This is a genomic window from Dyadobacter sp. 22481 (genome assembly GCF_052044875.1).
Classification (GTDB): Bacteria; Bacteroidota; Bacteroidia; order Cytophagales; family Spirosomataceae; genus Dyadobacter; species Dyadobacter endophyticus.
The window spans coordinates 374,116-386,579 of the sequence record NZ_JBQENV010000005.1; the positions used below are offsets into that span (position 1 = coordinate 374,116).

Below are 12,464 nucleotides of genomic sequence, written 5' to 3' on the forward strand. Positions count from 1 at the left end.
CACCTGACAAACCGTTACACGATACGCCCCGCCTTTAACCTGTCCGTCATCATAATAGACCGGTCGATTCGCACCTGCACCGATTTGGCGCCGGCGATATAGTGAATAATAGCCCGTTGGTTCACGGGTTTCGCATTTTGGAACAACCTGTTTGCTTCTTCGTCCTGGGCCAGCAGTTCCTGCAATTCCTCCGGCATATCCCGGCCGTACTCGCTGTCGTCCTTGCGGACGGTTGCATGTAGCTTTTGGCCTAATGCCAATTTGCCCTGTTGACGAAGTTGTGTAGCTACATTGATATAGAAGCCTCCCCCACCTTTCGGCCGGATCGCGCATTGAAAATGCACATGTCCGTTGATCACACAACGTACACGCGCGGGCTTGCGGCCCTCCACGAACTGGGCGGCCACCTCCTCAGGGACCATCATATAAAATTCGCCTCCCTTTTTGGGGAGGCGTTCCAGTATCGATTCAAAATGAACTTCTTCTTCCATCGGAAGTAATGCGGTTACTCAGTTAATGGTCTTACCTGAATGTCTTTATAATACACCACGCTCTTGGGATCGTGCGCCTGCAATGCAAATGTACCTTGTTTCAGGAACCTGTTCTTCATCTCACCCTCACGCTTGTCAACGCCGGTTTCTTCATAATCTACCACCACTTTGTCGTTGATCTTAATGGTAATGTGTTTGCCTTCGACTTTGACGTACTCGGTATACCATTCGTTGTCTTTCACGTAGGTATCTTTCACGTCTATTACATTATAAAGGCTGCCGGTACGCTTATAGTCGGTATGCGACTGGTTTACCTGCACTTCGTAGCCTAGCGCGGGCCAGCCGTCTTCCTGGTACGTGGTGTGGATGAAAATACCTGAATTGGAACCCGGCGTGGTTTTGACCTGTGCCTTAAACTCGAAATTTTTGAACATATGGTTCTTGACCGGCCATTCATAGAAAAGATGCGCCCGTGGCCCGGCCACTTTGATGGTGCCGTCCTCGATGGAAAAGGAGCTCGCATTCGCACCGATTTTCCAACCTGTAAAGTCCTTTCCATTGAATAGGCTAATCCAGCCGTCCTGTGCGTGTGCAGAAATTCCAAGGGCAATGCTCAGCAAAACAGCGCTGCAAAAACCATGCATTAATCTTTTCATAAAATTCCGGTTTGGTGGTTCAAAAAGGTTGGTTTGTGAAAATCAGTCAATGTGTAACTAAACCGCAAAGTCCCTAAAACTACTGATTCTTCACACAAAGTTTACCCACCGGACGGCAACCTTCGAGCCTGTTTTGTGGTTGTATGGTGTCGGGAGGCCAGCCGCCGTTCCGCAACCACCGAAATTTCGATGAAGAACCCCTATTTATCCCTTCTTGCCACTGCATGGCGCTACGCCCGGCAGCAACGCGGTCGTTACCTGCTCGTTTACGGAATGTTCGTGATGGCCAACCTGGTGCTGGCGGCACATCCACTGCTTTATGGATGGTTCATTCAATCCATACAACAAGACGCGGAGGGCACTTTGCGAAATGTGTGGGTATATGGAGGCGCATACCTTGGCCTGATCCTGCTGGAATGGGCATTTCACGGACCCGCGCGTATAATGGAGCGCAAACTGGCATTCGACCTGAGCCGTAATTTCCTAGACGAACTTTATCACCAGTCTTTGCATTTGCCCATTCGCTGGCATCAGGACCACCACAGCGGCGCGACAATCAACCGCATCCGCAAAGCCTATGAGGCATTGAAGGATTTTTTTCAGAACGGCTTTATGTTCCTGCATGCATTCGCGAAATTCGTCTTCTCATTTGTCGCTATCATCTGGTTTTCATCGCTATATGGGGCCATCGGTGTACTGATCGGCATTATCAATGTCTATGTGATTTTCAAGTTTGACAAACCATTCATCAAAGCGCTCGACGAATCGAACGAGAAAGAGCATATTGTTTCCTCAACATTGTTTGATAGCCTGTCCAATATCATCACCGTGATCACGCTACGGCTTGAAAAACGGATGAAAATCAGCCTATTGAATAAAGTCGGCGATGTTTTTCCTCCTTTCAGGCGGTCGGTGGTGATTAATGAATGGAAATGGTTTGTGGCCAGCGTCTTCATTGCTTTCATTTATGTAGTGGTCACAGTCGGTTATGTGCACCAGCATTATGTGCCAGGCGAAGTATTTCTGGTCGGCGGACTGGTGACATTGCTGAGTTACGTCAACCAGTTCACCAGCGTGTTCCAGGACATCGCCTGGCAATACACCGAAATTATCCGTTATAACACGGAAGTCCAGACCGCGAGAGCCATCGGTGAAGCTTATCATGAGCACCACCGGGTCGATGAGGCCGGCGATCTTCCCGACAATTGGCAGGAAATCCATATCAGTAACCTGAACTTCTCGCACGGCGAGGTTTACGACTCCAAAAAGCAAACACACAGTCTGCACGCGCTCGATATCCGCATCCGTCGGGGTCAGCGTATCGCATTCATCGGCGAAAGCGGCAGCGGGAAAAGCACCCTACTGGCATTGTTGAGGGGTCTATACCAACCGGAAAATGGCTCAAAAGTGTCCGTCGACGGCCAGGATGCCGCTATCGAAATGCTCGCCGACCAGGTGACACTTTTCCCGCAGGATCCGGAGATCTTTGAAAATACTATTGCTTACAACATAACTCTCGGCCTGCCATTCGAAGAGCGCGATATTATGCGGGTCTGCGAAACTGCGCACTTCGCCGAAGTGGTCGACAAGCTACCCAAAGGCCTCGAATCAAGCATTCAGGAAAAGGGTGTTAACCTTTCGGGCGGGCAAAAACAGCGGCTCGCGCTCGCTCGCGGCATCCTCGCAGCACGCACGAGTGATATTATTCTGCTCGACGAGCCTACCAGCAGCATTGATCCAAAAACAGAGGCACAGATTTACGATAAGATGTTTGGGGAGTTTTCGGACAAAGCGGTGATATCTACCCTACACCGGCTGCATCTCCTTGTGAAGTTCGACTACGTATATCTGCTACAAAACGGGCATTTAATAGATGAGGGAACATTTGCACATTTACGCCAAAACAGCCCTACCTTCAAAGAACTATGGCAACATCAGCAGGCGCTGGTGCACCGCCATGCAGAATAACTTCCTGGTTACCGGCACGTTTTTTTGAATGAATGTTAACAGAAGTTTAAATAAATAAAAATAGTGCAAATAACACGAAACATTATCCCATCTCCCGACTACGTACCGTCAATACACCTCTGCCAAGACCGACCACATAACAAACAGAAACCTGCTTATATCTGGCAAATCGCAGTTTGTGGTAGCTTTGAGACTGTCGGTAACAAAGTAAGTGCGCCATTGAATAGTACAATTCGTTACCGTTCAGTTAAATCTTGAATTTTAAACCCGGAATTTTTCGGTAAACGGACTATTTTGACTTATTTTGATCCAAAGTCTTTTAAACTTACTACTCCGGCTTAGCACTTTTGATAATTTCATTTTTCTAATTTTGTAAATCATCGAAGTCTGCTGGCGGAATTTCATATGCTCAACTGGTTATTTAATAAAAAGTCAAATAAGGAAGTAACGCTAGATCACATCGGTATCGACATACATTCCCATATGATCCCGGGAGTCGACGACGGAGTTGAGACGGTGGCGGACTCGGTAGCGATGGCCTCCAAAATGCAGGCCCTTGGCTACCGGCATATCATCACAACCCCTCACGTGATGTGGGATTGCTACCGCAACACCCCTGAAATTATCCTTGGAAAACTTGAAGAAGTGCGGCAAGCCAGCAAGGATGCTGGTTTAACCATCCAAATTGGAGCTGCCGCAGAATATTTCCTGGACGAACATTTCAACCATTTGCTGAACACCGGACAACAAATGCTAACCCTGCCAGGCAACCGGCTCCTGGTAGAGCTTCCCTATTCCACGCCACTGATGAACACTTCGGAAACGTTGTTCTCCATCGTTGAAAAGGGCTATCAGCCGGTACTGGCGCACCCTGAACGCTACACATACTTCTATTCGGACCCATCCATTTACAAAAAACTGGCGGATGGCGGCTGTGAGCTACAAGTAAATATTTTGTCATTATCAGGATACTACGGAGAAAACATCGGCAAAATGGCAGAATGGCTTTTAAAAAATAACCTGATCACATTTTTGGGCACTGACGCACATAAAATCCAGCATTTGGAGATGATTCAGCGCAGCAACAGGAACAACTGGATCTCGCGGTATCCTTTTCAAAATGAAAAACTTATAAATTTTTAATGACGATAATTGAATTTATTTTATATTTGTACTACATCCCGCCAATTTGAGTGGTTTGGACATTCCCAAGAAACAGCGATTTTAAGTTATTAACAATCTCAACGATGCTATATAGTAAGTCGCAAGCATCATTGCAGTAAGCTTGTATGTAGCAATATGTAATAAACCGGTTCGAATCAGAAATAATAGATAATAAAAAACTACTCAACGTTTACATATGAATCAATACCCCAGAAAATTTAAGCGGTCGGCCATAGTCCTAATTTTTAGCTGTATCGCAATATTTGGAGGATTCACTTCCTGCGTATCCCCCAAATCGATTGTATATTTCCAAGGCGACTCTACCAGGTACTCGACTCAGCAAATAGCTCAAAAGTATGTTCCTACTATTCAGCCAAATGACGTCCTATCGATTGTCGTTGGCAGTTTGAACACTGAGGCGAACGAGGTATTCAACACTGCTAATAGTACGAATGTCACCAGTACCAACTACTCCGTTACTGGTGGGGGGGCGCGTCTTCAACCATTGGGCTACCTGGTAAGTACTGACGGCACCGTCGATATTCCTCTGATCGGTAGATTGAAAATTGGCGGCTTGCGCACTACCGAAGCTGCGGATACCATCCGGACACGTCTCGAGACATTTTTGAAGGAACCTTCCGTAATCGTAAGAAATCTGAACTTTAAAGTGTCGGTACTTGGTGAAGTAGGCCGACCTGCGGTTTATGTAATACCGGACGAAAATATCTCCCTGCCCGAAGTTTTAAGCCTTGCAGGCGATTTATCGATCTACGGAAAAAGGGATAACGTGCTTATAATTCGTGAGGAGAATGGCACCAGAAGTTACGCAAGAATAGACCTAACAGATAGAGAAATTTTTAATTCTCCATATTACTACATCCACAAGAACGACATAATCTATGTCGAGCCGATCAAAACCAGAATCAATGCTACCGACCGTAATGTCCAGCTGGTCCCAATCATTGCATCGATAGTTGGTGGAATAAGCACCTTAGGTATTTTAATCTTAAATATTACTCGCTAGGCAAAAGAGGCAGCTTAGAAATTCAAACTTGTTCCGCACTCAGTTATGAAATCCGATATATCAGACCTAGTAAATCAAGATCTAATAGAAGAAGAGTTTAATCTAAACGATTACATACATCGTTACATCAGATACTGGTTCTTGTTTCCAATATTTCTAGTTTTATCGTTAACGGTTGCGTTCTTCTATTTGCAGATCACTCAACCGGTGTACAGTACTAAGACCAGTATACTCATTAAGGATGAGAAAAAAGGCTTGAGTGGTGCTCAGGGAGACATTCTTTCGGAGATGAGTTCGCAGTTTGGCGGTAACAAATTGGTCGAGAACGAACTTGAAATCATCAAGTCACAAACATTGATGGAGCAGGTTATCAAGGAACTTACATTAGACGTGTCTTACACAGCTAAGGACGGGCTTCGTACTAAAAATTTATATAAGACGAGCCCAGTCATTGTCAAGCCGGAGGTTATCAACCCTTTGGGTTTTCAGAAGCCTCTGGTAGTTCATTTTGAAGATAGCACTCATTTCCGATTTAACGACGAAGAACAACTTTTCACCTTCAATCAAAGGTTTAATAACGCCTGGGGCGCTTTTATTGTCATGAAAGGCACACCTTCGGAGTACAGTGACGTAACAGTTACTTTTACCGATGTCAAGAACCTTGCTGAAGACATGCTGGACAGGCTTTCCGTTGAGCAGCCAAATGTAAAGAGTACTGTTTTGGAACTAACCTATCAGGATACTGACGTTCAGAGGTCAAAGGATGTTCTCAATAAGCTGTTGGATGTCTACGTACAGTCTTCACTGAGTGATAAAAACAGCGAGGCTAGTAATACGCTTAAATTTATCGAAAACCGTCTTGGTTTGATCACCGGTGAACTTGGTGACGTGGAGAAAGATGTTGAATCCTATAAAACCAATCAGGGAATCACTGACATCAGCGCCGAATCGCAATTATTCCTCGAGAATATCAAGGAGAACGATTCGAAACTCAATGAAGTCAACACGAAAATTTCCATTCTGGAGAGCGTTGACAATTACATTCAAAAGGCTGGCGAAGGGGCGGTTGCCCCTGCCACCTATATGATCGACGATCCTGTTTTGGTATCGTTGCTTACCAAGTTCAATGAACTGGAACTGCAACGTGAGAGATACGCCCGAACCACATCTCCAAACAACCCATTGCTACAAACCATCAACACGCAGCTGGAAGGTACAAGGCAATCAATCCGCGAGAACGTACAAAATTTGAGGCGAGGGATGGCTGTGACGAAGAGGAATCTGGAAGGGATCAACACCCGCTTTTCTGCCGGACTTAGAAGCATTCCTAAAAAGGAGCGTGAATTTGTAGGTATCAAACGACAACAATCCATCAAGGAGGAGCTTTACCTGTACCTTCTTCAGAAGCGTGAGGAAACGGCATTGGCATACGCCTCTACCGTTACCGACAGTCGGTTAATTGACGCGCCAATGGCGAGTTTTAACCCTATCAAACCGAAAAGACTTTTGATTTGGCTTGGTGCAGCCGGGATTGGCGTATTGTTGCCAGTGTTGCTGATCAACCTCCTGTTCATGTTGAATAACACGGTACAGCGCCGCGAAGAGATTGAGAAAGTGACTCATTCTTCGATATTGGGGGAAATTGGCCAGATGAAAAAAATCATCAACGGAGTACCCGGTGAAGAATCAATTATTAAGATGGCTGGACGCAGCGCGGTTGCCGAGCAGTTCAGGGCGCTGAGAACTAATCTACAGTACTTGGGAGATGGCACATGTCGCGTGATCATGTTCACTTCGTCGATTGGTGGTGAAGGTAAGAGTTTCATCAGTATCAACCTGGCCGCCAGCTTGGCTTATTCCGATAAACGCGTGTTGTTGATCGGTCTCGATCTGCGGAAACCTACGCTGCACGAACGGCTTGGGGTTTCCAATAAAGTAGGTGCATCAAACTGCCTCATCGGACAAGGTCACTATGAGAAGTTCGTTCAATCAACTGGTGTCCACCCGAAATTCGAGGTGCTGACCAGCGGACCAATTCCTCCAAACCCTTCTGAGCTATTGAGTAACGGAAAGCTACCCGAGCTACTTGCCGAACTTCGAGAGAAATACGATTATATCCTGATCGACTCACCTCCTTACGGCTTGGTTACCGATTCGGCCTTGATAGCCGAGCACGTTGATGCAACTCTGTACATTGTAAGATACAACTATACTGTTATAGACCACCTTAAGAGAATCGGGGACTTACAACGAGCCCGACGCTTTGCAAATCTTTCAGTGATTTTCAATGGTGTCGGTTACGGTGCCGGATATGGGTACGGATACGGGTACGGAGGCTATGGTTACGGATATTACTCCGAGGACGAGACGCCAGGTGCCAAGTCGGCCGGTGTAGGTGCTTTTCTGAAAAAGCTCGTTACCAAAGATTAGGAGACGCCCAATTTAGACACGTGCAAATGCCAATGTTGTGTTCAATTCCAATACACGCCAATCAGGTGTTAACCATTCATTTTTAGAAATGCATGGTTAACATAACGATAATAGTCCACACCAGGGATTGTTGTCAATTGCCTTTAAAATTTTTATTTACTCAACGTTATCAGAAAAATGAAAAATGTAACCTTCTTATCCGAAGCCCAACGCGGCAATCGCGCGGCAGTCGCGCAAATCTTTCCAATATCCGCTTCATCGGGGCTGGAAAATCCTCGTATCGACCAATAAACAGCTGTTGAAAATAAGAGTGGCCAGTCGATATCGAAGCAAAGGGCTCTATTTCGGTGCGCAAGGTGCAGTATGTCATTCTCTTTTGACATCGGTAATCTGCGTCAGCACGCAAAGGACCTGCCCGTATTCGACTTGCGTGCTCGTTTCATCGAGCTTTGTTCCTACTAATGTTACTCGCGCACGACAGATACCACAAGTTGTGTTGTAAAGATCAGCAGGTCGAACGATGGAGTACCGTACAATCTCGAGACCGTTCATTACAACTGCTACAAATTAGTGATCTGAGGCCTTTTGCCAATAACTTATACAAGAACATCACAAAACAATGAAAATCTTAGTAACAGGGAGTGCCGGATTTATCGGATTTCATACAGTTAATAAACTGATCGAAAACGGTTTCGAGGTAGTAGGTCTTGATAACATTAATGACTACTACTCGCCACAACTTAAATATGCCCGGCTGAAAGAAGCAGGGATTGAGCAGGACGAAATAAGATGGTACAAGCTGATAAACAGCAGGAAGACAACCCAGTACCGTTTTGTCAGGATGAACTTGGAGGACAAGCAACAACTTTTCAGTCTTTTTCAGGCCGAGAAGTTTGATTACGTCATAAATCTGGCTGCACAGGCAGGCGTAAGGTATTCAATAGAAAACCCTGACGTATATGTGCAGTCCAACATCCTGGGCTTTCACTACATCCTGGAAGCCTGCAGGTACTTTCCTGTAAAGCATTTGGTTCATGCCTCCTCCTCTTCTGTGTATGGCGCAAATGCAAAGATTCCCTTTTCAGAGGAAGATAAAGTTGATGCACCGGTGAGCTTGTATGCGGCTACAAAAAAAAGTAACGAGCTGATGGCCCATGCGTATAGCCAATTATATAAAGTGCCTATTACATGCTTGCGCTTCTTTACCGTTTATGGTCCCTGGGGTAGACCTGATATGGCCCCTATGCTATTTGCGAAAGCGATATTGGACGGTAAACCCATCAACGTTTTCAACAACGGCGAAATGGAGCGCGATTTTACTTATGTGGGGGATATTGTCAACGGCGTTGTTAAAACAACACTCAAGGAATTTGATGAAGAACCCATGTACCGTGTGCTGAACATTGGAAACGGATCTCCGGTGAACCTGATGGATTTTATATCCGAAATTGAAACCGGTATTGGAAATCCAGCGCTGAAAAATCATATGCCTATGCAGCCGGGAGATGTTCCCAAAACTTGGGCCAGTCAAGAAAAACTCATATCAATTACGAACTATAGTCCTAAAGTCAGTTTGAAGGAAGGGCTATCCGAATTCACTACTTGGTTCAAAAATTACTATAAAACTATTTAACTATGGAAACGGTAGCAAACGTTGGCACTGGCGCTCTCATCGTGCAGAAGACACGCCTGGAAGGTCTTGTAAAAATCAGTGGAGCAAAAAATAGCTCGCTCCGTCTTTTGGCAGCATCCCTGTTAACAGATGAGGATCTGGAATTATTTAATTTTCCTAATGGCCTCCTGGATGTTAAAATCCACCTTGATATGCTCAAAGTCTTAGGTAAGGACTACAAAAGTGCTGGTGACTATGTCAGAATCACGGAAGATAACGATCGACTAACGACCGTTTTGGATTGGAACGAAAGGTCAATACGTAATACGCTGCTCATTCTCGGCGCTTTGACTACGCGATTCGGAGAGGGACGTGTGCCTTTGCCGGGTGGATGCAAACTCGGCGAGCGCAAATATGACATTCACGTTATGCTCCTGGAAGCACTCGGAGCCACTGTATGGGAAGAAGGTGACTTCCTGTGCGCGAAATCAAATACCGGCAGGCTTCAAGGCAATGATATCTTTCTCCCGATGAGATCAACCGGCGCGACAGAAAATAGTATTATTGCCGGGTCGCTGGCTAAGGGCGTGACGACTGTCTGGAATCCTCATATCCGACCAGAAATTCTCGATCTTATCGATATGCTGAACAAAATGGGCGCAAAAATTACTGTCTTCGGACAAAAATGTATCCGTATTGAAGGTGTCGACAAACTTAGTGGCGTAAAGCATAGCGTGATTCCCGACAACATGGAAGCACTCACCTGGGCTGTAGGTTCCGTTATCACAAATGGTGATATCGAAATAGAAAACTTTCCGGTGGAACACCTTGAAGTTCCCTTGATTTTTCTGAAAGAAAGCGGAATGAAAATCTATCAGGGACCAAACTCTGTCATTGTCAAAGGCGGCACTTCTTATCCGTTGGAAATCAGCACAGGGCCCTACCCTGGAATCAACTCGGATATGCAGCCGCTGCTCGCGGTGTATGGAGCAATGTCAACAGGCGAGTCAAAGGTTGTCGATTTGAGGTTTCCAGGACGCTATGGTTATGCAGAAGAACTTGCCAAAATGGGAATGCGATATAGTGTTGAGGGCGATATGCTCGTGATCAATGGAGGAACGCCGTTGGAAGGTGCAGTAGTGAATGCACTTGATCTCAGAGCGGGAATTGCGTTGCTATTGGCCGGCCTCACAGCAGAAGGTCAGACGATCATCGAAAATTCCTGGCAGATTCACAGGGGCTACGAAAATCTCTTCGAAAAATTAAAAGGCTTGAATGTTGTAATATAGATGTCGGCGCTGCAACAATTGTCAGGGGAGATTAAAGGGGACTTGCCGGGTGGCAAGTTCATATTAAAAACATTTCTCACAAATTACTGGTACAAAGCGAGTTTCAGAGTCTTACTGAATCACAGGCTAGGAAAATTTTTCAATAGTCGCCAGGGATTTTTGTTTAAACACCTAGCACTTAAATACAGGTATCGCTTACTCACTCGCAGGAGCTGTGATATTTCATATAAATCCTCTATTGGAAAAGGCTTACGAATGCCCCATCCGATTGGCATCGTAATCGGGGATGGCGTTGTGATCGAGGATAACGTAACTCTTTTCCAGCAGGTGACTTTGGGAAGTCATGGTCGTGAAGGCGAGGAAATGCGGTATCCGGTGATTGAACGGAATGTTAAGATCTATACCGGGGCAAAAGTTATTGGCGGTGTAAGAATTGGGGAAAATAGCATAGTCGGCGCAAACTCCTTGGTGAATAAAGACGTGCCGCCCAACTGTATAGCTTACGGAGTACCTTGTAAAATTAAGGAAGTAAATCGATGAAGTCTTTCGTTCGTGACTTGCTGAGGGTGGGAACATCCAACGTATTGATTATCGTTTTTGGCGTTGTGACTTCAATTGTCACAGCCCGGTGGATCGGACCCGATGGAAACGGGGTTATCGCTGGATTGGCCGTATATCCTTCGCTATTTATGACAATAGGGTCCCTTGGCATAAGGCAATCTACCACATATTACCTTGGCAAGGGGATTTATCCGGAGGATAAGATCAAGACGGCGATTACTCAGATCTGGGCATTTACCACGATTTTGTCAATGTTAGTTTGCTATATTTTGATGACCCAATTCAGTAAATCGGGCGACAATATATATTGGGTTCTCCTATCGCTATTACCAATTCCGTTCAATTTATTCGTGACTTACAATTCCGGAATTTTTCTGGGCAAAAATGATCTCACCACTTTCAACCGGGTTAACTGGATACCACCACTGATTATACTGGCACTGACGCTCTTGCTGGTAACACTATTTTCATTGGGGGTAACCGGAGCACTCATTGCAGTGATTGGCGGTCCATTATTCATGGCTATTGTAATGCTATTCAAAAATGATTTCCTGAGTGCATTCAGTTTCCGTTATGAGGTAGCTATCATTAAGTCGCTTTTATCATTAGGACTGACATACGCATTAGCACTCCTGGTGATAAACCTAAATTACAAGGTGGATGTAATTATATTGGATAAACTCAGTACACCTTATGAACTGGGAATTTATTCCAAAGGTGCCTCGATTATCCAGTACCTATGGCAGATTCCTATGGTACTAAGTACGATTATTTTTTCGCGTAGCGCGGTGTCAAAAGATGATCATGCATTCTCCCTTAAAGTTGCACAGTTGCTCAGATTATCATTCATTCTTGTAGGAGGTGGATCACTGGCGCTGTTCATATTCTCGGACTTCATTATTATTACCATGTTCGGCGAGTCGTTTTCGGGTAGCATTAGTGTTCTCAAAATTCTTTTGCCGGGGGTGGTAATTCTGACCGTCTTTAAGGTAATGAATATGGATCTGGCGGGAAAAGGAAAACCATGGGTATCCATGAAGGCCATGGGGCCAGCCCTGGTAATTAATATCATATTGAATTTAATGTGGGTGCCGGATCACGGAGCCGACGGTTCTTCATTAGCCTCCACTGTCAGCTACATAGTTGCAGCTGTCCTTTTCACTTATTTCTATTGCATAGAGACGAAAATACCGATACAAATACTGTTAAAGTATAGCAAAAGCGATTTCGATTTCATTAGTTCATTCTTGGCAAAAACCAAAGCATAAA

Annotated in this window: 10 protein-coding genes; 8 read left to right on the forward strand and 2 right to left on the reverse strand. The window is 45.3% G+C overall.

Translation table 11 applies throughout. The annotated features are described in order from the left end of the window. Positions 1 to 14: 14 nt before the first annotated feature. Together ACTJJJ_RS29745 and ACTJJJ_RS29750 are read right to left on the reverse strand one after the other, a co-directional pair. Positions 15 to 491, reverse strand: a complete 477-nt coding sequence (locus tag ACTJJJ_RS29745; protein ID WP_426293724.1) for a DUF1905 domain-containing protein — start codon at positions 489 to 491, stop codon at positions 15 to 17. Positions 492 to 505: 14 nt separating this feature from the next. Further along, positions 506 to 1,147, reverse strand: coding sequence for a 3-keto-disaccharide hydrolase (locus ACTJJJ_RS29750; RefSeq protein ID WP_440703734.1), 642 nt, complete (start codon positions 1,145 to 1,147; stop codon positions 506 to 508). 189 nt (positions 1,148 to 1,336) lie between these two features. Between ACTJJJ_RS29750 and ACTJJJ_RS29755 the strand changes: the two genes are divergently transcribed. The 8 genes from ACTJJJ_RS29755 to ACTJJJ_RS29790 all read left to right on the forward strand — a co-directional run bounded on the left by ACTJJJ_RS29755 (position 1,337) and on the right by ACTJJJ_RS29790 (position 12,463). Beyond that, positions 1,337 to 3,115, forward strand: a complete 1,779-nt coding sequence (locus ACTJJJ_RS29755; RefSeq protein ID WP_426293722.1) for an ABC transporter ATP-binding protein — start codon at positions 1,337 to 1,339, stop codon at positions 3,113 to 3,115. A gap of 405 nt (positions 3,116 to 3,520) precedes the next feature. Continuing rightward, the gene (locus tag ACTJJJ_RS29760) at positions 3,521 to 4,258 is read left to right on the forward strand and encodes a tyrosine-protein phosphatase (RefSeq protein ID WP_426293721.1); all 738 of its coding nucleotides are present in this window, start codon (positions 3,521 to 3,523) and stop codon (positions 4,256 to 4,258) included. A gap of 217 nt (positions 4,259 to 4,475) precedes the next feature. Continuing rightward, the gene (locus ACTJJJ_RS29765; RefSeq protein WP_426293720.1) at positions 4,476 to 5,303 is read left to right on the forward strand and encodes a polysaccharide biosynthesis/export family protein; all 828 of its coding nucleotides are present in this window, start codon (positions 4,476 to 4,478) and stop codon (positions 5,301 to 5,303) included. Positions 5,304 to 5,348: 45 nt separating this feature from the next. Continuing rightward, complete coding sequence (locus ACTJJJ_RS29770) at positions 5,349 to 7,733, forward strand: GumC family protein (protein WP_426293719.1); 2,385 nt, start codon at positions 5,349 to 5,351, stop codon at positions 7,731 to 7,733. 619 nt (positions 7,734 to 8,352) lie between these two features. Next, entirely contained in the window at positions 8,353 to 9,366 is a 1,014-nt protein-coding gene (locus tag ACTJJJ_RS29775) for an NAD-dependent epimerase/dehydratase family protein (protein ID WP_426293718.1), read from the forward strand. Between the two features lie 2 nt (positions 9,367 to 9,368). Next, complete coding sequence (locus ACTJJJ_RS29780) at positions 9,369 to 10,634, forward strand: UDP-N-acetylglucosamine 1-carboxyvinyltransferase (protein ID WP_426293717.1); 1,266 nt, start codon at positions 9,369 to 9,371, stop codon at positions 10,632 to 10,634. Then, complete coding sequence (locus ACTJJJ_RS29785) at positions 10,635 to 11,174, forward strand: serine O-acetyltransferase (protein WP_426293716.1); 540 nt, start codon at positions 10,635 to 10,637, stop codon at positions 11,172 to 11,174. After that, positions 11,171 to 12,463, forward strand: coding sequence for an oligosaccharide flippase family protein (locus ACTJJJ_RS29790; RefSeq protein WP_426293715.1), 1,293 nt, complete (start codon positions 11,171 to 11,173; stop codon positions 12,461 to 12,463). Before ACTJJJ_RS29785 ends, ACTJJJ_RS29790 begins: the two co-directional genes overlap by 4 nt. Position 12,464 lies beyond the last annotated feature (1 nt).